Here is a 21,078-nt window from a genome sequence, read left to right as displayed (position 1 = left end):
GACGTTCGACGACCGCGCCCGGCCGGTGGGCCGAACGGGTGAGGCGGGCCCGGACCCCGGCGCCGCCCCGCCGGACGCCCCGGCGCCGCCCCCTACGGTCGGGGCCATGGGGTGGAGGAACGGACCACGACGGCGCACCGGCGCGCGCCCGCGCGCCCTCGCCCTGCTGCTCGCCGGAGCGCTGCTGCCCGCCGCGGCGCTGCTCGGCGGCTGCGCCACCGACCCGCCGGTACCGGCCGCCCCGGGCGGAGGGTCGGAGGTGGACGGGTCGGGGCGGCCGGTCACGCTCACCGTCGGGGTCTTCGGCACCTTCGGGCTCAAGGAGGCCGGGCTGTACGACACGTACATGCGGCTCCACCCGAACGTGGCGATCCGGCAGACCTCGCTGGCCCGCGCCGACGTCTACTACCCGCAGCTCCTCACCCACCTCACCGCCGGCGCCGGCCTCGCCGACGTCCAGGCGGTCGAGGTCGGGAACATCGCGGAGGTCGTCGGCACCCAGGCCGGCCGGCTCGTCGACCTGGCCCGCGCGCCCGGAGTGCGGGAGAGCGCCTTCCTGCCCTGGAAGTGGGCGCAGGCGCGGACGGACGACGGGCGGGTCCTGGGGCTCGGCACCGACATCGGGCCGCTGGCCGTCTGCTACCGCAAGGACCACTTCGCCGCCGCCGGGCTGCCCACCGACCGGGAGGAGGTGGGGCGGCTGTGGGCCGGGGACTGGCGGAAGTACCTGGAGACGGGCCGGCGGTTCGCCGGACGGGCGCCGGAGGGGGTGGCGTTCACCGACTCCGCGTCCGGGGTGATGGCCGCCGCGATCTCGGGCGCGAACCCGCGCTACTACGACGCCGAGGGGCGGCTCGTGGTGGCGGTCAACCCGGCCGTGCGGGCCGCCTGGGACCTCGGCGCGGAGTTCGCCCGGTACGGACTGACCGCCCGGCTCCAGCAGTTCACCCCCGAATGGGACCAGGGCTTCGCGCACGGCCGGTTCGCCTCGATCGCCTGCCCGGCGTGGATGCTCGGCTACATCCAGGACAAGGGCGGTCCGGACGGCAAGGGGAAGTGGGACGTCGCGAAGGCCCCCCGGCCCGGGAACTGGGGCGGCTCCTTCCTGGTCGTCCCGGCCGCCGGGAAGCACGTCGAAGAGGCGGCCGAGCTGGCGGCCTGGCTGACCGCGCCGGAGCAGCAGGCGGTGCTCTTCGAGCGGCGCGGCAGCTTCCCGAGCGCCGAGGCCGCCTTCGGCCTGCCGCAGGTACGCGACGCCCGGCACCCGTACTTCGGGGACGCGCCGGTCGGCCGGATCTACTCGGCGGCGGCCATGGGGGTGCCGGTGGCGCCGGTCGGGCCGAAGGACGGGCTGGTGAACACGATCCTCTCCGACACCGGGATGCTCCAGGTCGACCAGACGGGACGGTCGCCGGACTCGGCGTGGCGGGCGGCGATGAAGGCGATCGACAACGCGCTGGACCGGTGAGCGGAATGGCTGGGGATGGCTGAGGACGTGGTGGAGCGGGCGCTCGTGCCCGCGGTGCCGGCGGGCGGGGCGCGCCGGGAGCGGCTGGGCCGGCTGCGGTCGCGCTCGGCGCCGTACGTGCTGGTGGCGCCGTTCTTCCTGCTGTTCGGGGCGTTCGGGCTGTTCCCGCTGGTGGCGACGGCGTGGACCTCGCTGTTCCGGGTGGAGCTGACCGCGCCGGAGGCCCGGGAGTGGGTGGGGCTCCACAACTACGCGCGGCTGCTCACCGACGAGTTCTTCTGGAACGCGCTGGCGAACACGGTGCTGATCGGGCTGCTCGCCACCGTCCCGCAGCTGCTGCTCGCGCTCGGCGCGGCGCACCTGCTGGACGCCCGGCTGCGCGGACGGCTGTTCTTCCGGGTGGCGGCCCTCGCCCCGTACGCGACCTCGGTGGCGGCGGCGACGCTGGTCTTCGCGCTCTTCTACGGGCGCGACCAGGGGATGGTGAACTGGGCGATCGGCCTCGTCGGGCTCGATCCGGTGGACTGGCAGAACGGGCCGTGGGCGTCGAAGTTCGCGGTGGCGTCGATCGTGATCTGGCGCTGGACGGGGTACAACGCGCTGATCTACCTGGCGGCGATGCAGACGATCCCGCCGGAGCTGTACGAGGCGGCGGCGCTGGACGGGGCCTCGCGGTGGCGGCGGTTCTGGCACGTGACGCTGCCGGGGCTGCGGCCCGCGCTGGCCTTCACCGGGATCGTGTCGACGATCGGGGCGGTGCAGCTCTTCGGCGAGCCGCTGCTGTTCAGCAGCGGGGCGGGCGCCTCGGGCGGCGCCGACCACCAGTACCAGACGCTGGGGCTGTACCTGTACGAGCAGGGCTGGGTCAACCTGCACCTGGGGCGGGCGGCGGCGATCGCCTGGGCGATGCTGCTGCTCCTGGTGGTGGTGTTCGGGCTGGTGCGGCTCGGCCGGGGGAAGGGCGGGCGGCGGTGACGGGGCGGGCGGGCCCGGAGTCGTACGAGCGGGCGGGGTGGGGGACCTACCTGCTCCTCGCGCTGTTCACGGCGGTGTCCGTCTTCCCGCTGCTGTGGACGGCGGTCGCGGCCTCGCGGACGAGCGGGCGGCTGGCCGGGTCTCCGCCGCCGTTCTGGTTCGGGCGGAACCTGCCGCGGAACGTGTCGGTGGCCTGGGGCGAGGGCGGGATGGGCGAGGCGCTGGCCAACACGGCGGTGGTGGCGGGGGCGGTGGCCCTGGGCACGGTGGCCTTCTCGACGCTGGCCGGCTTCGCCTTCGCCCGGCTGCGGTTCCGCTTCCGGGGGCCGCTGCTGCTCCTGGTGGGGGCGACGATGCTGGTGCCGCCGCAACTCGGGGTCGTCCCCCTCTACCTGCTGATCGCCCGGCTCGGCTGGACCGACCAGCTCCAGGCGGTGGTGCTGCCCTCGCTGGTCTCCGCCTTCGGGGTCTTCTACATGCGCCAGCACCTGCTGGGCGCGCTGCCGCCGGAGCTCCTGGAGGCGGCGCGGATGGACGGGGCGGGGACGGCGCGGGTGGTGTGGCACCTGGTGCTGCCGGCGGCACGGCCGGCGATGGCGGTGCTCGGGATGCTGTCGTTCGTGGCCGCGTGGAACGACTTCTTCTGGCCGGTGCTGGCGCTCACCCAGACGGGCAACCCGACGGTGCAGGTGGCGCTGACCGGTCTGGGCCGGGGCTATGTGCCGGACACCTCGGTGGTGATGGCGGGGGCGCTGCTGGGGACGCTGCCGCTGCTGGTGGTGCTCGCGCTGTTCGGGCGGCAGATCGTGGGCGGGGTGATGCGGGGGGCGGTGAAGGGGTGAAGGGGTGAAGGGGTGAAGGGGTGAAGGGGTGAAGGGGTGAAGGAGTGACAGGGCGACGGGGGTCACGGGGGGGCACGGCGGGCGTTCACCCGGACGGGCGCGGCGGCGATCCACGGCGGGATCCCCGCTGTTAGCGTCCCCTTATGTCCGCTATGAATGGTTTGCTTCCCATGTGGGCGGGGTGAGGCCGGATGGGAGTCCTGCGCGACCATCCCGAACTCGCCCTCTTCGTCTGCCTCGCCGCGGGATACCTCCTCGGCAAGCTCCGCGTCGGACCCATCACGCTCGGCGGCATCTGCGGGACGCTCATCGTCTCGCTGCTCATGGGCGCCTGGGCGGAGGTCACCGTCTCCGACGACGTCAAGACGATCTTCTTCGCGCTCTTCATCTTCTCGCTCGGCTACCTCGCCGGACCCCAGTTCTTCGCCAACCTCAACAAGAAGAGCCTGCGCTTCTTCACCCTCTGCCTCATCGAGGTCGTCTGCGTCGTCGGCATCGCCCTCGGGCTCGCCGAGGCCTTCGACCTGGACGTCGGCACCGCCGCCGGCATCCTGGCCGGCGCCGCCACCGAGTCCGCGGTCGTCGGCACGGCCACCGAGGCCATCGGCAAGCTCTCCGACCTGACGCAGGAGCAGATCACCCAGTACCAGGGCCACGTGGCCACCGCGTACACGGTCTGCTACCTCTTCGGCCTCATCACCATCGTGATCTACACCAGCCAGATCATGCCGATGCTGATGCGGATCAACCTCCGCGACGCCTCCCGCGAGCTGTGGGAGAAGATGCGGGGCTCCGGCGGCGGCCTGGAGTCCGACGAGCGCGAGGCGCTGCCCGGCATGGTCGGCCGCACCTTCCTCGTCACCCTCGCCGACGGCGCGAAGGTCGAGGACCTGGAGCGGCAGTTCGGCAACCGGGTGACCGTCGAGGCGGTGAAGCGGGGCAGCGAGATCCTCACCCCTCCCCCGCCCGGCTTCGAGCTGACCCTCTCCGACCTCGTCCTCGCGGTGGGCCGGCGGGCCAACATCATCGAGGCGGGCCGGCTCATCGGCCCCGAGACCCCGGCCGTCCCCGGCCTCGACACCCCGCTCGCCACCCAGCAGGTCTCCCTCACCGACAAGGCGGCGGCCGGCAAGTCCCTGGACCAGCTGACCACCGAACACCCGGAGATCGCCTCCGGCGGCGTCTACGTGACGGACGTCCTCCGCAACGAGGCCCATCTGCCCGCCACCCCGGAGACCGTCGTCCAGCGGGGTGACGTGCTCACCCTGGTGGGCGCCCGCGCCTCGCTCGGCCGGCTCGCCTCCAAGGTCGGCGCCATCGTCAAGAACGACGCCACCGACTTCATCTACCTGGGCCTCGGCATCGCCTGCGGCTCGCTCCTCGGCCAGGTCGTGGTGAAGTTCGGCGACGTCCCCATGTCCCTGGGCACCGGCGGCGGCTGCCTCATCTCCGGCCTGCTCTTCGGCTGGTTCCGCTCCCGCACCCAGACCTTCGGCGCCTTCCCCCCGCAGGCCGCGACCACCATCAAGGACATGGGCCTGGCCATCTTCATCGCCTGCACCGGCCTGGTCTCCGGCCCGCAGGCGGGACCGCTGCTCAAGGAGTACGGGGCGCTGCTGCCGTTCGCGGGCATCGCCATGGTGCTCGTCCCGGCCACGATCTCGCTGTTCGTCGGCCGCAAGCTGCTGAAGATCGAGAAACCGCTGCTGATCGGCGCCATCGCGGGCCAGCAGTGCTCGACCCCGGCGATCACCTCCGTCACCCAGGTCGCCCAGAGCTCGGTCCCGATGCTCGGCTACACCATCACGTACACCCTCTCCAACTTCCTGCTCCCGCTGACCGGACCGCTCCTGGTCGGCATCCTCGGAGCCTGAGAGGCGGCGCCCCACCCATGGTCGACTTCCTCAACCGGAACATCTTCCAGCCCCACCCCGAACTGCTCGTCTTCATCACCGTCGCCCTCGGCTTCCTCTTCGGGAAGCTGCGCTACCGGGCGATCGCGCTCGGCGCCGTCACCGGCTGCCTCGTCGCGGGACTGCTGCTCGGCGCCCAGTTCGAGATCACCATCGACGCGACGGTCAAGAACCTCTTCTTCACCCTCTTCCTCTTCGCCCTCGGCTACAAGGTCGGCCCCCAGTTCTTCCGGGGACTGAAGAAGGACGGACTCCCGCAGGTCGTCAACGCGCTCGTCGTCTGCGTCACCGGCCTGCTGGTCTCCTGGGGCTTCGCCGTGATGCTGGGGTACGGCCCCGGCCTCTCCGCCGGCCTGCTCGGCGGCGCGCTCACCCAGTCCGCCGTCATCGGCGTCGCCCAGGACGCCATCGGCAACCTGCCGGGCCTGTCCGCCGACCAGGTGAAGACCGAGGAGAACCTGGTCGCCATCGGATACGCGGTCACCTACCCGCTCGGCACCATCCTCTGCGCCATCCTCCTCGCCAACCTCCTCCCCCGGCTCTACAAGCGGGACCTGGCCGCCGAGTCCGCGCAGCTCGCCGAGGAACTGGACGCCCCCGGCGACGACCCGGACCTCGCCGAGGGCTACTACGAGGTCGTGCTGCGCGCGTACACGATCCGGCGCCCCGACCTCGTCGGCCGCACGATCGACGACTTCGAGGACCAGCAGAAGGCGCTCGGCCACCGCATCTACCTCACCCGGGTGCGGCGCGACGGCACGGTCCTCGACCACGATCAGCAAACCGTGCTCCGCGAGGGCGACGTCGTCGCCGTCTCCGCGCTGCGCGGCTCCCTCGTCGACTTCGACGCCCGCACCCACATCGGCCCCGAGACCGACGACGTCGAACTCCTCGGCTACCAGACCGAGTCCCTGCACGTCGTCGCCTCGAACAAGGAGCAGCTCGGCAAGACCGTCGCCGACCTGCGCCGCGAGCCCTTCATGGTCGGCGTCTACATCGACAGGATCTACCGCTCCGGCTCCGCGTTCCCCTACCGCCTGTCGACGGAGATCGAACGCGGCGACACCGTGGTCCTGACCGGCCCGAAGCGGCTCGTGGACCCGGCGGGCAGGGCGATCGGCAAGCCGGTGCCGACCTCCTTCGCCACCGACATGCTCTGGGTCGGCCTCGGCGTCTTCCTCGGCGGCTGCGTCGGCATCCCGGCGCTCACCGTCTCCGGCGTGCCGATCTCGCTGTCGACCTCCGGCGGCGCGCTGATCATGGGCCTGGTCTTCGGCTGGATCCGCGGCAAGTACCCGACGTACGGCAACGTGCCGCCGGGCGCGCAGTGGTTCATGGACACCTTCGGGCTGTGCGCCTTCGTCGCCGTGGTCGGCATCAACGCCGGACCGAGCTTCACCAGCGGCCTGTCCTCGGCCGGCTGGGGGCTGCTGCTGTGGGGCGCGGTGGCCACCCTGATCCCGCTGCTCGTCGGCTTCGCCGTCGGCCACTACGTCCAGAAGATCCGCTTCCCGATCCTGATGGGCGTGCTGGCCGGCGGCCAGACCACGACCGCGGCGATCGGCGCGATCAACGAACAGTCCAGGTCCCAGATCCCCACGCTCGGTTACACGATCCCCTACGCGGTGGGCAACGTGCTGCTGACCATCTGGGGCGCCGTGATCGTCATCCTCAACCACTGACCAGCGAAGGACGTCCGATGCCCAAGACCACGTTCACCCGCGAGGAGATCAAGTCCTTCGGCCGGCTCTCGCCGTTCGAGCTGAAGGACAAGTTCATCACCCTCGCCCGGGCCGTCCAGGCCGACCAGCCGGGCCAGAAGGGCAAGTCCTCGGTCCAGATGCTCAACGCGGGCCGCGGCAACCCGAACTGGACCGCCACCAGTCCCCGCGAGGCCTTCCACGCCCTCGGCTACTTCGCGCTCGCCGAGTCCCGCCGGGTGTGGACCGCCGACGACCTCGGCGGCATGCCCGAACTCCAGGGTTCCGGCGCCCGCTTCGACACCTTCGTGCGGCAGCACCCGGACCTGCCCGGCATCGAACTGCTCCAGAAGTCGGTCGAGTACGCCGTCGAGCGCTTCGGCTTCGACAAGGACGCCTTCGTCCACGAGCTGACCGACAGCTCCATCGGCGACAACTACCCGGTGCCGGACCGGATCCTCAGCCACACCGAGCAGGTCGTCCGCGGCTACGTCGACGACGAGATGTTCGACCGCCGGCCGCCCGCCGGGAACGTCTCGTACTTCGCCACCGAGGGCGGCACCGCCGCCATGTGCTACGTCTTCGACTCCCTGATGAAGAACGGCATCCTCAAGAAGGGCGACCGGATCGCCCTGATGGTGCCGGTCTTCACGCCGTACATCGAGATCCCCGAACTCGACACGTACGAGTTCGACGTCGTGCACGTCAACGCCTCCCTCTTCGCCGAGACCGGCGTCCGCGAGTGGCGCTACCCGGCGGAGGAGGTCGCCAAGCTGGAGGACCCGTCGGTCAAGCTGCTCTGCCTGGTCAACCCCTCCAACCCGCCGTCCCTGGCGCTCAGCCGGCGGGTCGCGGACCAGCTCAAGGAGATCGTCGCCGAGAAGAACCCGAACCTGGTGATCGTCACCGACGACGTCTACGGCACCTTCGTGCCCGGATTCCGCTCGATCGCCGCCGACCTCCCGCAGAACACCCTGCTCGTGTACTCGTACTCGAAGCACTACGGCGCCACCGGCTGGCGGCTCGGCGTCATCGGCCTCAACGACGACAACGTCATCGACCGGATGATCGCGGAGCTGCCCGCCGCCGAGAAGGAGCGGCTGGCCAAGCGGTACGGGACGCTCACCCTGGAGCCGGAGAAGATCAAGTTCATCGACCGGCTGGTCGCGGACTCCCGGCAGGTCGCCCTCAACCACACCGCCGGGCTGTCGCTGCCGCAGCAGGTCATGATGACGCTGTTCTCGCTCTTCGACATGCTCCCCGAGGGCCAGGCGTACAAGGAGCGGCTGCGGTCCATCGTGAAGCAGCGGCTCGACCTGCTCCTCGAAGGCGCCCAGATGAAGATCGCCGAGGACGACCAGCGGGCCGGCTACTACATCGAGCTGGACCTCCTCGCGGAGGCCGAGCGGGTCCACGGCAAGGACTTCGCCGACTTCCTGGAGAAGAACTACGAGCCCGTCGACCCGCTGTTCCGGCTCGCCGAGCAGACCGGGGTCGTCCTCCTCAACGGCGGCGGCTTCGACGGCCCCGAGTGGTCGGTCCGGGTCTCCCTCGCCAACCTGGACGACCTCGACTACCTGAAGATCGGCCACCACCTGCGGGGCATCTTCGACGACTACGCGCAGGAGTGGAAGGGCTCCCGGGCCTGAGCCCGGCGGACGTACAGGGGCGTGCCCCGGCCGAGGGTGGGGTGTCGTCGGCCGGGGCACGCGCTGTGGGGGGCGAGGAGTGGCTGAGGGGGCCTACCGGTAGGCGGCGAATGCCTTCGTGAAGGCCAGCGGCTGCTGGAGGATCGAGGAGCAGGTGGCGTCGGCGCGGTTCACGGCGCCGTCCGGGCACTGCTTGTCCCGGGTCGAGGACCACATCGAGAGCCATCCGAGGCCCTTGGACTTCGCGAAGTCGACCAGCTGGGTGGCGTCGTCGACCGTGAAGACCTCGGTCGTGACGTCGTTCACGCCGATCATGGGGGTGACCGCGACGGCCTTCCAGGCGGCCGCGTCGGAGAGGCCGAGGACGCCCTTGAGCTGGGCCTGGGTCGCGGTCGCCGCCTGGATGGCGTAGGTGCCCATGTCGGCGCTGTAGGCGGGTCCGTAGTCCATCGCCATGATGTTGACCGCGTCGATCCGGACGCCGTTCCTCTTCGCGTCGGCGAGCAGGCTCACCCCGGGCTGGGTGAGGCCCTCGGGCATCACCGGCAGGGTGAAGGAGACGTTCAGGCCGGGGTGGTCCTTCTGGAGCCGGGCGATGGCCTGGGAGCGGCGGGTGTTGGCGGCCGTGTCGGGGAGGGCGGCGCCCTCCACGTCGAAGTCGACCTTGGTGAGCCGGTACTGGTCGACGACCTTGCCGTACGCCTTCGCCAGGTCGGCGGCGCTCGCGCAGTTCAGCGCCAGCTCGTGGCCGGCCGCCCCGCCGAAGGAGACCCGCACGTCGCCGCCCTTGGCGCGCAGGGCGCCGATCTGGGCGGCGACCCGGTCGGACGCGAGGTCGGTGACGCCGCCCCAGAGCGGGGCGCAGGAGCCGCCGGAGGTGATGAAGGCGAGGTTGAACTCCTTCACGCCGGTGGCGTCGGCGGTGGCGAGCAGGTCGTACGCGGGGTGGAGCGAGGTGTCGACGTAGGGGGCGTACCGGGCGGCGGTGGCGGGGGTCCCGGTGGGGGTGGGCGCCGGGGTCGGGGTGGGCGTGGGGGTCGGCTTCGGGGGTGTGGTGGCGGTCGCCGTGGCCGTGGGGGTCGGCTTCGGGGGCGTGGTGGCGGTCGCCGTGGGCTTCGGGCTCGCGGTGGCGGTGGGCGTCGCCGTCGCGGTGGGCCGCTCGGTGGGACGGCCGCTGGGGGTGGGGGCGGGGCCGCCGGCCGAGCAGGCGGCCTGGTTGATGAGGCAGCCGGCCGGGTCCCCGGCCCGTCCGGCCGCCGAGGTCACGAAACCGACGGTGACGGACTGGCCGGGGGCGAGCCGCCGGTTCCAGCTCGCGGGCTTCACGGTGACGTGCCGGCCCGAGACCGTGTGGTCGCCGTTCCACAGGGAGCCGAGCGTGGTCCCGGCGGGCAGGTCGAACTCCAGCGTCCAGTCGGACTGGGCGGCGGAGGTCTCGTTGGTGATCACGTACTGGCCGGTGTAGCCGCCGGTCCAGGAGGAGGTCCGGGTGTAGGCGGCTCCGACGGCGGCCGCCTGGGCGGTCCCGGTGAGCAGGAAGACCGTGCCGCCGGTGATCGCCGCGGCGACGACCGCGCCGACCGCCTTCGTACGGCCGCTCGTCCTGCGCCGGTGTCCGTTGCTGCCCATGCGTGCTGCCTCCGTGGTGCGGGGGGGTGTGGGGACGCGGCAGCACGCTAGCGCCAGGGATCCGGACAAATGCCGTACGGAGGAAGGCGGTCGGAATCCTTAGGGTCCGCTTAAGGGAGCCATCAGCGCGGGCAAAGGTTCAGCGCCTCGACGCCTTGCGGCGGCGGGCCGGGCGGCGCGAGCCGCGGCCCTCGGAGCCGCCGGGGCGGTGCCCGCCGAGCCCGATCCAGATGCGCACCTCGGTGCCGCCGAGGACCGAGCGGCCGATCCGGACGTCGCCTCCGGTGGACTCGGCCATCCGGCGCGCGATGTCGAGGCCCAGGCCCGTGGAGCCCGCCCGGGTGCCGCTGTTGCCGCGGGCGAGCGCGGCGTCCGGGTCGGCGATGCCGGGGCCGGCGTCCGAGACCAGGACGATGACGGCGTCGTCGCCGTTGTGGACGTCGACGGAGAAGGCGGTGCCCTCCGGGGTGTGCCGGAAGACGTTGCCGAGCAGGGCGTCGAGGGCGGCGACGAGTTCGGGGCGCGCCACCGGGATCCGTACCGGCCGCTCGACCCCGGCGAGGCGGACCAGACGCCCCTCGTCCTCGGCCAGCGCGGACCAGAACTCCATCCGCTCGCGGACCACTTCGGCGGCGTCGCAGCCCGCCCCGGGACCGGTCGGCGGGGTGGTCTGCGGCTTGGCCTCGCGGGCGGTGCGGATGATGGTGTCGACCTCGCGCTCCAGCTGCTCGACGGCGGCCCGGGTCTGGTCCGCGGCGGGCCCCGAGCCGAGCGAGGCGGCGTTGAGGCGGAGCACCGTGAGCGGGGTGCGCAGCCGGTGGGAGAGGTCGGCGGCGAGCTCGCGCTCGTTGGCGAGGAGCTGGACGACCTGGTCGGCCATCGAGTTGAAGGCGACGGCGGCCGACTTGAGTTCGGGCGGGCCCTCCTCGGCGACCCGGACGCCGAGCCGGCCCTCGCCCAGCTCGTGGGCGGCGCCGGCGAGGCGCTGGGCGGGGCGGACCATGCGGACGCCGAGCCGGTCGGCGACGGCGAGGGAGCCGACGATCAGGGCGACGCCGACGCCGGCGAGGACCAGCCAGGCGGTGGCGACGCCGTTGGTGACCTCGCCCTCCGGGACGAAGAGTTCGACGACGGCGACCTGCCCTGAGCTGAGCGCGGTGGGCTGGAGCAGGGCGTAGCCGCCGGGGACCTCGGCGATGGAGGCCCGGCCCAGGGTGCGGGTGGCGGCCAGCTCGTCGGCGCCGGCCCGGCGGGTGCCGATCTCCAGGGCCCGGCCGTCGGGCGCGGCGGGCGGGACGTGCACGGCGAGCCGGCCCGCGGCGCCGTCCTCGGTGGTGGCGACGGCCTTCTCCAGCTCCACCCGGTCGGTGGTGATCGCGAGGACCGGGGCGAGCCCGGCGCCGCGCCGCTCGGCGTTGGAGAAGGCCCGGTCGCGGGCCATCTCCTTGACGACGAGGCCGAGCGGCACGGCGAAGGCGATGACGACCATGGCGGTGACGGCCAGCGACACCTTGACGAGCGCCCACCTCACGGCCGCTTCCCCGTCCTTCGGCGGGTGCCCCGGCTCACGGGCGGTGCTCCCGGGGCGGCTCCAGCTTCACGCCGACGCCGCGCAGGGTGTGCAGGTAGCGGGGCCGGGCGGCCGTCTCGCCCAGCTTCCGGCGCAGCCACGACAGGTGGACGTCGATGGTCTGGTCGTCGCCGTACGCCTGCTGCCACACCTCGGCGAGCAGTTCCCTGCGCGGGACGACCACCCCGGGCCGGCCGGCGAGGAAGGCGAGCAGGTCGAACTCGCGCCGGGTCAGGTCGAGCGGGGCGCCGTCGAGTTCGGCCTGGCGGCGCAGCGGGTCGATGGCGAGGCCGCCGACCCGGATCTCCGTGCTCGGCGCGGGTTCCCCGGACACCGCCCGGGCCCGGCGCAGCACGGCGGCCATCCGGGCGGTGAGGTGCTCGACGGAGAAGGGTTTGACGAGGTAGTCGTCGGCTCCGGCGTGCAGCAGCCGGACGATCTCCGCCTCGTCGTCCCGGGCGGTCGCGATGATCACCGGCACGTCGGTGATGCCGCGCAGCATCTTCAGCGCCTCGGACCCGTCCAGATCGGGCAGACCGAGGTCGAGGACGACCACGTCGAAGCGGAAATGGGCGACCTCGCGCAGCGCCTCCAGGGCCGTGCCGACGCTCCGTACCGTGTAGGAGGCTTCCGTCAGCTGCCGGATGAGGGCGGAGCGCACGAACTGGTCGTCCTCGACCACGAGCACACTTGCCATGGCCCGCACCGTACGCCATCCGGGGGACCCCCCGGTCACGTCGGGGGACCGCCGGTCACGGCGCACCTTCCGGTACGCGCGGGACGGGCGTGGTGCACTATGTGCGGGATGCGAAGAGGACTCGTTCACGCCCTGGCCTGGTCGCTCGCCACCGGCGCGGCGGTCACGCTCTCCTGGTGGGGAGTGCACACGGTGCTGTCCGGCACGGTCTACGACCCGCCGCGCGCCCTGCCCCTGCCGGCCGGCAGCCCGGCGGACCTCGTGCCGGCCGAGACCTCCATCGGCGACCCCGTGACGTCCTCGACCCGCCGCCCGTCGACCACGCCGCCGGCCGCCGCTCCCCCGTCGCCGACGCCGTCGTCGTCTCCGCCGAAGCCGGCCGTCCCGCCGTCCGGCAGGCCGGCCGCCCCGCAGCGGACCGCCCCGGCCCCGGCCACCACCGCGCCGGCGGCGGGCGGCTCCTCGGTGAAGAGCTACCCGTCGGACGGCGGCCGGGTGACCTTCGACCTGGGCGAGACCTCCGCCGAGCTGGTCTCGGCGAGCCCGGCGTCCGGGTGGCGGATGCAGGTGTGGAAGCAGCCGACCTGGATCCGGGTGACCTTCACCCAGGACGGCCGCGAGGTCTCCGTGTTCTGCCTGTGGCACGACTCGGCGCCGCGGGTGCAGATCGAGGAACGGGCGGTCTGACCCGGCCGGTCAGTGGAAGGCGGACGGCGGGGGCGCGGGCGATTCCTTCGCGGTCGCGTCGGTGACCGGAGCGGCGCCGCCGGTGAAGTCGGCGAGGGCCCGGCCGTGTTCGACGCGGCCGGGGTGCGGGTCGGTGGCGACCCGGCGGGTCAGGTCGGCGACGGGCAGTTCGCGGCCGGAGGCGACCAGGACCGCGTTGCCGAAGCGGCGGCCGCGCAGCACGGTCGGGTCGGCGATCAGGGCCAGCTCGGGGAAGACGGCGGCGGCGGTGGCGACCTGGCCGCGGAGGTGGGCGAGCGGCGGGCCGTCGGCGAGGTTGGCGGCGTACGTGCCTCCGGGCCGCAGCGCGCGGCGGACCTCGTCCAGGAACTCGGTGCTGGTGAGGTGGGCGGGGGTGCGGGCGCCGCGGAAGACGTCCGCGATGATCAGGTCGGCCCAGCCGTCCGGGACCTTGGCGAGGCCGGCCCGGGCGTCGACGGCGCGGACCCGGATCCGGGCGCCGGGGTCGAGCGGCAGCGCGCGGCGGACGAGGCGGACCAGGGGTTCGTCGATCTCGACGACCTGCTGGGTGGAGCGGGGCCGGGTCGCGGCGACGTACCGGGCGAGGGTGAGGGCGCCGCCGCCGAGGTGCACGGCCTGGAGGGGGCGGCCGGGCGGGGCGGCGAGGTCGGCGACGTGGCCGAGCCGCCTCTGGTACTCGAAGGTGAGCGCGGCGGGATCGTCGAGGTCGACGTGGGACTGCGGGGCTCCGTCGAGGAGCAGCGTCCAGGCACGGGGGCGGTCGCGGTCGGGTATCAGTTCGGCGAGCCCGCCGTCGACGGTCTCGGAGACGGCGTCGGCCGCCGCCCGCTCGCGCTGCTTGTTCCTGGCCATCCGTCCATTATCGGCGGGACGGGGGCGGGGCGTCCGGTGACGGTGTCCGGCGGCGGTGTTCCGTGACGGTGCTCAGTGACAGCCGTCGGCCGCCTCGATGAGGCGGGCCGCCTCGCCGAGGGCGCGGCGCAGCACGGCGGGGTCGGTGACGGGGCCGGTGTCGCCGGGGGGCAGCAGCCAGCCGGCCGGGCGGGGGGCGTCGCCGGCGGGCTCGGGCAGTTCGGGGAGCTCGGGGAGGCGCAGGCCCCGGCCGGAGGTGCGGGTGCAGGCGCTGCCGGGGAGGTCCCAGGCGGCGGCGGTGCCGGGCGGGACGAGGAAGCCGAGGGTGTCGCAGGCGCCGTCGTGGAGGACGGGGCCGACGGCGGGGACGCCCCGGCGGCGGAGGATGTCGACGGCCTCCAGCCCCTGCCGCACGGGCACGGTCACCAGGTCGCAGGGCTCCTCGGCCCCGGCGCGGCCCGGGGTCCCGGGGGTCCCGGTGGTCGTCGCGGTCGGCACGGTCGTCGGCGTCGGTACGGTCGTCACGGTCGTCTCGAAAGGCGCGGCGTTCTCGGACATGGACCCCTCCTCGCTTCCCAGAGGAGACACGTTCCGTCTCTCCCATACGGTTCAACGCCCGTGCGCGTCAACGGCTACGGCGGCACGCCGCCGCAAAGGATGGCAGTTCATGGCAGATCGCAGGCGAGATATCCGATTTGTAGCCAAACTCAGCGTAGGCATCCGGTCACAGCAGGTACGTTCATGCCGCCGGAACACCCGGCAGCACCAGGAGAGGGCTCGGCCATGTCCCTGTCACGGGCAGTTCCCAATCTCGCCTTCCGGCGGCTCCGCGGACAGCACTCCCCGGCGGAGTTCGCCGCCGTGGTCCGCCGGGCGGCACGGGAGATCGGCGAACAGGTCGCGTGCGACGCCCGCTACATCGGGCGCGTGGAGGCGGGCGAGATCCGCTGCCCGAACTACGCGTACGAGCGGGTCTTCCTGCACATGTTCCCCGGGCTGACCCTTGCCGACCTGGGTTTCTCTGCGCGGGAGGCGGTACGCGGCCGACGGCAGGCCGCCCCGGCCGGGGCCTCGGGGCCCCCCGCCCTCCCGACCCGGAACGATGAGGAGAGCGACGTGCTGCGTCGCGCATTCATGACGAGCGGCACCGCCACCCTGGCGGCCGCCTCCTGGGGACTCGGCTCCACCGCCGTCGCGATCCCCAGCCCCCGCGGCACCCACCGCATCGGCGAGGCCGAGGTCCTCGCCGTCGAGGACGCCGTACGGCAGATCCGCCTGCTCGACGACCGGCACGGCGCCGACGGGCTCTACAAGGTCGCCGCCCAGCCGCTCCGCACCGCCTACGCCCTGCTCGACCAGGGCACCGCGGCCCGCCGCGCCACCGAGGACCGGCTGCTGGCCGGCGCCGGCGAACTGTCCCTCTCCGTCGGCTGGCTCGCCCACGACTCCGGCCGTCACGAGGACGCCCGCTCGCACTACGCCGAGGCCCTCGCCACCGCCCGGGTCTCCGGGAACGCGGCCCTGGAGGCGCACGCCTTCTGCAACACGTCCTTCCTCGCCCGCGACACCGGCCGCTACCGCGAGGCCGCCCGCGCCGCCCAGGCCGGGCTGCGGGCCGCCGGACCGCTCGGCTCCCCCCGGCTGCTCGCCCTGCTCTCGCTGCGCGAGGCCGCCGCCTGGGCCGGACTCGGCGACCGCTCCTCCGCCGAGGAGTGCCTCGGCCGCGCCCACGAGCAGTTCGGCCACGGCCACGCCGACCAGGACCCCGAGTGGATGTCCTTCTTCGGCGAGCCCGAGCTGGAGGCCCTGGAGTCCCACTGCTGGGCCGCGCTCGGCGACTGGACCCGCGCCGCCCGCCACTCCCACCGGGCCACCGTCCTCCAGCACCCCCGCTTCGCCCGCAACCTCGCCCTCTACCGCGCCCAGCTCGCCGGCAACCTCGCCCGCGCCGGCCGCCGCGACGAGGCCGAGGCCGAGGCGCGGCGGGTGGCGGACTCGCTGGACGGGATCGCGTCGGCGCGGATCCGGGGGCTGCTGGCCGAGACGCGGCTGATCCTGACGGGGGCGTGAGGGCTGGATCCGGGATCCAGGAGGTTGGAGCTTGGATCCGAGATCCGAGATCCGAGATCCGGGAGGTTGGAGCTTGGATCCGAGATCCGAGATCCGGGAAGCTTGGATCCGAGATCCGGGAGGTCGAATCCAGACCCGCTCAGCCCTCCAGGTGCCCCGTGTCGTTCCACCGCTCGATCGCGGGCGCCCCGTACGCCCACCCCAGGACCGACAGGCTCGTCGGGTCGAGGCGGATGCGGGCGGCGAAGGAGACGTCCTCGCCGAGCCAGCGGGCGCCGATGGAGCGGAGGATGTGGCCGTGGGCGAAGACCAGCACGTCGCGGTCGGCCGAGCGGGCCCACTCCACGACCCGGTCGGCGCGGGCCGACAGCTGGGCGAGGGACTCGCCCTCCGGGACGGCGTCGCGCCAGATCAGCCAGCCGGGGCGCAGCTCCTGGATCTGCGCCGGGGTGAGGCCCTCGTAGGCGCCGTAGTCCCACTCCATCAGGGCGTCCCAGGGCTCGGCGCGGTCGCCGAAGCCGGCCAGGTCGCAGGTCTCGCTCGCGCGGACCAGCGGGCTGGTGCGCACCTCGACGCCGGGCAGGCCCTGCCAGGGGCCCCGGCGCAGGCGCTCGCCGAGGAGCTCGGCGCCGCGCCGGCCCTCGTCGAGCAGCGGGATGTCGGTCCTGCCGGTGTGCCGTCCGAGGAGCGACCACTCGGTCTGGCCGTGTCGGGCGAGCAGGATGCGCGGTGCCATGGGCGGGGCTCTCCAGAGATTGCGCGGGTACGGGGGTACGGGGTCCTTCCGCCGGACGCCCTTCCGCCGGGTGCCCTGGCGGAGGGTCCCCTCCCATCATCGCGCAGGTGTCCCGGGCGCGAACTCCCGGTGTCCCCGGGCCGGAACGCGCCCGCGTTGTCAGTGGCGGATGGGAGACTTCCGCGGGTGAGCGCATCCCTGGACGACGGCGGGTCACGGCCGCCTCAGACGACGGACCCCGTGCCGACCCCGGCGAGCCGCCGCAGGACGCGGGAGAGACTCGCCGAACTGCGCGGCCCGGCGGTCCCGCCGCGCCCGCTGGACGCGCGGGCGCTGGCCGCGCTGGCGGCGAACCCGGGGTGCAGCCGCCGCGCGCTGCTCGACGGCGCCGGGGTGGACAAGGCGGCGCTGGCCTCCCGGCTGGGCTCGCCCGCGCCGTTCGGCCAGTCGCAGTTCGCGATCGTGCGGGGCAACAGCTTCGAGGCGAAGGTGAAGGCGGACGGCGGGCGCGAGCTGCTGCGGCTCTTCGGCGTCGAGGACCCGGGGGCCGTCTCCGTACCCGACCTGTCGGCGTCCGGACCCGAGGGGCGGACCGCGCGGACGGCGCTGGCGCTGCGCGAGGCGACCGCGGCCGGCGGGTGGACGCTGCTCGACCACCCGCTGCTGACCCTGGAGGTGGCGGGCTCCCCCGTGCACCTGGAGCCGGACGCGGTGGTGGTGGACCCGTCCGGGCGGTGGACGGTCGTGGAGATCAAGTCCTTCCCGATGGTGGACGGGGCGGCGGACGCGGCGAAGGTGGGCGCGGCGGCCCGGCAGGCGGCCGTGTACGTGCTGGCGCTGGAGCGGGTGGCGGCGCTCACCGAGGGCGCCGAGGTCCGCCACACGGTGCTGCTGGTCTGCCCGAAGGACTTCTCGAACCTGCCGACGGCCTCCGCGGTGGACGTGCGCCGCCAGCGGGCGGTCACCCGGCGGCAGTTGGAGCGGCTGACCCGGATCGAGGAGATCGCCGGGGCCCTGCCGGAGGGGCTGAGCTTCGACCTGGAGGGCCGCTCGGCCGAGGAGCTGTCCAAGGCCGTGGAGGCGGTCCCCCACGCCTACGCGCCGGAGTGCCTGACCGCCTGCGAGCTGGGCTTCCACTGCCGGTCGCGGGCCCGGGAGGCGGACGCGGTGCAGACCCTGGGCCGTGCGGTCCGGGGCGAGCTGGGCGGGCTGACCACGATCGGCGCGGTGCTCGCCGCCGCGCGCGGCGCCGGCGACCCCCGCTCCGGCGGCGCCGACGGCCCGGAGGCGGGCGAACCGGAGGATCCGGCGGTCGTGACGCTGCGCCGGGCGTGGGCCCTGCGGCAGGAGGCGCTGGACGGGGCGGAGGCAGCCGCGTGTCGCTGATCGCGCATCTGGCCCGGATGGAGGCCGTGGAGGCGGGCCGGGCACAGCCCCTGGCGACCGTCCGGCACCGGCACCTCGGCGGGCGGCCGCTGGTCCTCGTGCCGCTGACCACCGCCGGTGAGGCGGGCGCCCCGCTCGGGGCGCTGGTCGGCACCGATCCGGACGAGCCGCGGCTGCTGGTGGTGCCTCAGCCGCGGGACCGGGAGCTGCGGTTCGCGTTCCTCGCCGAGCTGGCCGAGGAGGTGCTGCCGTACGTCGACGGGTTCACGGACGCCGTCGAGCTGGTCGAGCGGAACCAGACGGATCCGGAGACCGGGACGAGGTCCAGGGTCGAGGTCGAACTGTGCGCGGACGCGCCGCAGCTGATCGTGCCGAGCCGGGCCGGGATCGAGTACGTACGGCTCCTGGGGCGGTCGACGCGCTTCCGGCGCACCGCCGAGCAGGACCCGGACACGCCGTACCCGGCGCCCCCTCGGGTGCCGCTGCTCGGCCGCTGGCTGACCCACTACGGGGAGCGGGCCCGCGTCCCCGGCTCCTCCCTGCTGCTCGCGGCGACCGACCTGCTGAACCGGCACTGGGCCACCGGGCAGTCCTCCCTGGAGGACCAGCACCTGGGGGCGCTGCTCGCCTGGATCGACCCGTACGACGACGAGCCGGGCGCCGAGGCCGCCCACCGGGCCGAGCTGGGGCGGGACGAGCGGGGGCAGTTGCTGTGCCCGCCGGCCGGGCCCGCGACCGATCCGGCCTTCGACAACCAGCTGCTGGCGCCGGCGATCGAGGCGTACGACCGGGCCCGGCAGGCGGTCGGCGCCGCCGAGGACGGCGAGACGGCCGACGCGGCCCTCGGCGCCCTGCACCGCGCCGAGCGGGAGGTCCGACGGCTGGTCGTCTCGCAGCTGCGGCCGACCTGGGACGCGACCTGGCGGGCGCTGGACCTGCTGCGGGAGCTGCCCGAGGGGGCGCGGGTCCCCGACCGGTGGACCCGGGACCGCTGGTCCTTCACCGCGCACCGGGACCGGATCGCCGCCGGGGAGCCGCCGCAGCCGCGCCGCGACGACGCGGTGACCGCCGCCGCCAAGCTCGCCGCGCGCGAGCAGGCGCAGGGGCAGCTGGACGCCCAGGAGGCGCTGGACGATCCGCTGGTGCTGGCGGGGCGGCGGCTGTCCGGCGAGGCGTTCACCGGGGAGGTGAGGGAGGTGACCATGGCGTGGACGGAGTCGAAGCGGCCCGCGCCGCGCCCGCTGCTCACGGTCCGCACCGGGGACCGGCCGCACCTGGACGCGGGCGTGAAGGTGTACCGCTCGCTGGACGGCAAGCCGCAGTCCGCGGAGTTCGTGGCCCGCGAGGAGGACGGCGCGCTGGTGCTGCGGCTGCTGGACAGGATGGGCAGGTCGAAGGAGCCCGCGCCGGGCACGGTGCCGGAGAAGGGCGAGCGGATCGCCTGGACCCTCTTCGAGCACGACACGCGGGTGGGGCCGAAGCTGCCCGATCCGGAGGAGACGCCGTGGACCCACGGCGGCCCGCCGCGCTCCGCCGACACCGCCGAACTGCCCGACGCCGTGACCCCCGAGGACCTGCTGTGACCGTGTACGACCCCGCCGTGCCCGACCCCGGCGCCGCCGCCGCGAAGGCGACGGCGGAGATCCTGGAGAGCACCCTGCGCGGCTCCGCCCGGGGGGTCGTCGTCGACTCCCCGCCCGGCGCCGGGAAGTCCACCCTCGTGGTGCGGGCCGCGCTCGAACTGGCCGCCGCCGGGCGCCCCTTGATGGTGGTCGCGCAGACCAACGCGCAGGTCGACGACCTGGTGCTGCGGCTCGCCGAGAAGGAGCCGGAGCTGGAGGTGGGACGGCTGCACTCCAGCGACGGCGACCCGTACGACAAGGCGCTCGACGCGCTGGAACGCGTACGGAAGTCGGCGAAGGCCGGGGACCTCGCCGGGCTGCCGGTGGTCGTCTCGACGGCCGCCAAGTGGGCGCACGTGAAGAACGTGGAGCCGTGGGCGCACGCGATCGTGGACGAGGCGTACCAGATGCGTTCGGACGCGCTGCTCGCCGTGGCGGGGCTCTTCGAGCGGGCGCTGTTCGTGGGCGACCCGGGGCAGCTGGACCCCTTCTCGGTGGTCGGCGCGGACCAGTGGGCGGGGCTGTCGTACGACCCCTCGGCCTCGGCGGTGTCGACGCTGCTGGCCCACAACCCGGAGCTGCCGCAGCACCGGCTGCCGGTCTCCTGGCGGCTGCCCGCCTCGGCGGCGCCGCTGGTGTCGGACGCGTTCTACCCGTACACGCCGTTCCGCTCGGGGACCGGCCCCGGCGACCGGCGGCTCGCCTTCGGCGTCGCCTCCGACGGTTCCGCGCCGGACCGGGTCCTGGACGAGGCCGCCGAGTCCGGCTGGGGCCTGCTGGAGCTCCCCGCCCGGCACACCCCGCGCACCGACCCGGAGGCCGTGCACGCGGTCGCGCTGGTCGTCCGGCGCCTCCTGGACCGGGGCGGCGCGGCGGTCAGCGAGCGCTCCGACACGCCCGTGCCGGTGACCGCCGACCGGATCGCGGTCGGCACGGCCCACCGCGACCAGGCGGCGGCCGTCCGCGCGGCCCTGGCGGCGCTCGGCGTGTCGGACGTGACGGTCGACACGGCCAACCGCCTCCAGGGCCGGGAGTACGACGTGACGGTCGTCCTGCACCCCCTGTCGGGCCGCCCGGACGCCACCGCCTTCCACCTGGAGACCGGCCGCCTCTGCGTCCTCGCCTCCCGCCACCGCCACGCCTGCGTCGTCGTCTGCCGCGCCGGCGTCACCGACCTCCTCGACGCCCACCCCTCCACGGAACCGGTCCAGCTCGGCGTCACCGTGAAGTTCCCGGACGGCTGGGAGGCGAACCACGCGGT

General features: G+C 74.2%; 17 protein-coding genes. 11 read left to right on the top strand and 6 right to left on the bottom strand.

Going from position 1 to position 21,078, the window contains the following annotated elements; all coding sequences use genetic code 11:
• Positions 1 to 106 precede the first annotated feature (106 nt).
• From ACF1ED_RS24495 to ACF1ED_RS24470, 6 genes are all read left to right on the top strand, one after another.
• On the top strand, positions 107 to 1,468 hold the full coding sequence (locus tag ACF1ED_RS24495; protein ID WP_391763832.1) for an ABC transporter substrate-binding protein: 1,362 nt from the start codon (positions 107 to 109) through the stop codon (positions 1,466 to 1,468).
• 15 nt (positions 1,469 to 1,483) lie between these two features.
• A complete protein-coding gene (locus tag ACF1ED_RS24490) occupies positions 1,484 to 2,443 on the top strand; it encodes a carbohydrate ABC transporter permease (RefSeq protein WP_391763830.1) in 960 nt (319 codons plus the stop codon).
• Positions 2,440 to 3,285 carry a carbohydrate ABC transporter permease gene (locus ACF1ED_RS24485; protein ID WP_391763828.1) on the top strand — a complete coding sequence of 282 codons (846 nt, stop codon included), beginning with the start codon at positions 2,440 to 2,442 and terminating at the stop codon, positions 3,283 to 3,285. Before ACF1ED_RS24490 ends, ACF1ED_RS24485 begins: the two co-directional genes overlap by 4 nt.
• Before the next feature lie 191 nt (positions 3,286 to 3,476).
• Positions 3,477 to 5,159: an aspartate-alanine antiporter gene (gene aspT / locus ACF1ED_RS24480; protein WP_391763826.1), complete on the top strand. Its 1,683-nt coding sequence runs from the start codon at positions 3,477 to 3,479 to the stop codon at positions 5,157 to 5,159.
• Between the two features lie 17 nt (positions 5,160 to 5,176).
• Positions 5,177 to 6,880, top strand: a complete 1,704-nt coding sequence (gene aspT, locus ACF1ED_RS24475; RefSeq protein ID WP_391763824.1) for an aspartate-alanine antiporter — start codon at positions 5,177 to 5,179, stop codon at positions 6,878 to 6,880.
• 17 nt (positions 6,881 to 6,897) lie between these two features.
• Positions 6,898 to 8,547, top strand: coding sequence for a bifunctional aspartate transaminase/aspartate 4-decarboxylase (locus tag ACF1ED_RS24470; protein WP_391763822.1), 1,650 nt, complete (start codon positions 6,898 to 6,900; stop codon positions 8,545 to 8,547).
• A 93-nt stretch (positions 8,548 to 8,640) separates the two neighbouring features.
• Here the strand turns inward: ACF1ED_RS24470 and ACF1ED_RS24465 are convergent, their stop codons facing one another.
• The 3 genes from ACF1ED_RS24465 to ACF1ED_RS24455 all read right to left on the bottom strand — a co-directional run bounded on the left by ACF1ED_RS24465 (position 8,641) and on the right by ACF1ED_RS24455 (position 12,443).
• A complete protein-coding gene (locus tag ACF1ED_RS24465; RefSeq protein WP_391763821.1) occupies positions 8,641 to 10,176 on the bottom strand; it encodes a cellulose binding domain-containing protein in 1,536 nt (511 codons plus the stop codon).
• A gap of 139 nt (positions 10,177 to 10,315) precedes the next feature.
• Complete coding sequence (locus ACF1ED_RS24460) at positions 10,316 to 11,707, bottom strand: ATP-binding protein (protein WP_391763819.1); 1,392 nt, start codon at positions 11,705 to 11,707, stop codon at positions 10,316 to 10,318.
• Positions 11,708 to 11,741: 34 nt separating this feature from the next.
• Positions 11,742 to 12,443 (bottom strand): response regulator transcription factor, encoded by a 702-nt coding sequence (locus ACF1ED_RS24455; protein WP_391763817.1) that lies wholly within the window; start codon positions 12,441 to 12,443, stop codon positions 11,742 to 11,744.
• Between the two features lie 108 nt (positions 12,444 to 12,551).
• Between ACF1ED_RS24455 and ACF1ED_RS24450 the strand changes: the two genes are divergently transcribed.
• Positions 12,552 to 13,130 (top strand): hypothetical protein, encoded by a 579-nt coding sequence (locus tag ACF1ED_RS24450; RefSeq protein WP_391763815.1) that lies wholly within the window; start codon positions 12,552 to 12,554, stop codon positions 13,128 to 13,130.
• A 9-nt stretch (positions 13,131 to 13,139) separates the two neighbouring features.
• Here the strand turns inward: ACF1ED_RS24450 and ACF1ED_RS24445 are convergent, their stop codons facing one another.
• Together ACF1ED_RS24445 and ACF1ED_RS24440 are read right to left on the bottom strand one after the other, a co-directional pair.
• Entirely contained in the window at positions 13,140 to 14,003 is an 864-nt protein-coding gene (locus ACF1ED_RS24445; protein WP_391763813.1) for a spermidine synthase, read from the bottom strand.
• A 72-nt stretch (positions 14,004 to 14,075) separates the two neighbouring features.
• Entirely contained in the window at positions 14,076 to 14,561 is a 486-nt protein-coding gene (locus tag ACF1ED_RS24440) for a hypothetical protein (protein WP_391763811.1), read from the bottom strand.
• Between the two features lie 225 nt (positions 14,562 to 14,786).
• Here ACF1ED_RS24440 and ACF1ED_RS24435 point away from each other — a divergent pair, with 225 nt between their 5' ends.
• Positions 14,787 to 16,073 carry a tetratricopeptide repeat protein gene (locus ACF1ED_RS24435; protein ID WP_391763809.1) on the top strand — a complete coding sequence of 429 codons (1,287 nt, stop codon included), beginning with the start codon at positions 14,787 to 14,789 and terminating at the stop codon, positions 16,071 to 16,073.
• A 139-nt stretch (positions 16,074 to 16,212) separates the two neighbouring features.
• On the opposite strand, the gene ACF1ED_RS24430 is transcribed toward ACF1ED_RS24435, so the two are convergent.
• Positions 16,213 to 16,809 (bottom strand): histidine phosphatase family protein, encoded by a 597-nt coding sequence (locus ACF1ED_RS24430; protein WP_391763807.1) that lies wholly within the window; start codon positions 16,807 to 16,809, stop codon positions 16,213 to 16,215.
• Positions 16,810 to 16,995: 186 nt separating this feature from the next.
• Between ACF1ED_RS24430 and ACF1ED_RS24425 the strand changes: the two genes are divergently transcribed.
• The 3 genes from ACF1ED_RS24425 to ACF1ED_RS24415 all read left to right on the top strand — a co-directional run.
• Positions 16,996 to 18,195 carry a hypothetical protein gene (locus ACF1ED_RS24425; protein ID WP_391763805.1) on the top strand — a complete coding sequence of 400 codons (1,200 nt, stop codon included), beginning with the start codon at positions 16,996 to 16,998 and terminating at the stop codon, positions 18,193 to 18,195.
• Positions 18,186 to 19,778, top strand: coding sequence for a hypothetical protein (locus tag ACF1ED_RS24420; RefSeq protein ID WP_391763803.1), 1,593 nt, complete (start codon positions 18,186 to 18,188; stop codon positions 19,776 to 19,778). The genes ACF1ED_RS24425 and ACF1ED_RS24420 overlap by 10 nt, the downstream gene beginning before the upstream one ends.
• Positions 19,775 to 21,078 (top strand): AAA domain-containing protein (locus ACF1ED_RS24415; protein WP_391763801.1); only part of this gene is annotated, 1,304 nt, incomplete at its 3' end. The genes ACF1ED_RS24420 and ACF1ED_RS24415, both read left to right, overlap by 4 nt.

It is taken from the genome of Streptomyces sp. NPDC014656 (assembly GCF_043084305.1).
Classification (GTDB): Bacteria; Actinomycetota; Actinomycetes; order Streptomycetales; family Streptomycetaceae; genus Streptomyces.
The sequence above is the reverse complement of the archived record's forward strand: the minus strand, read 5'-3'. Positions and strand labels throughout refer to the sequence as shown.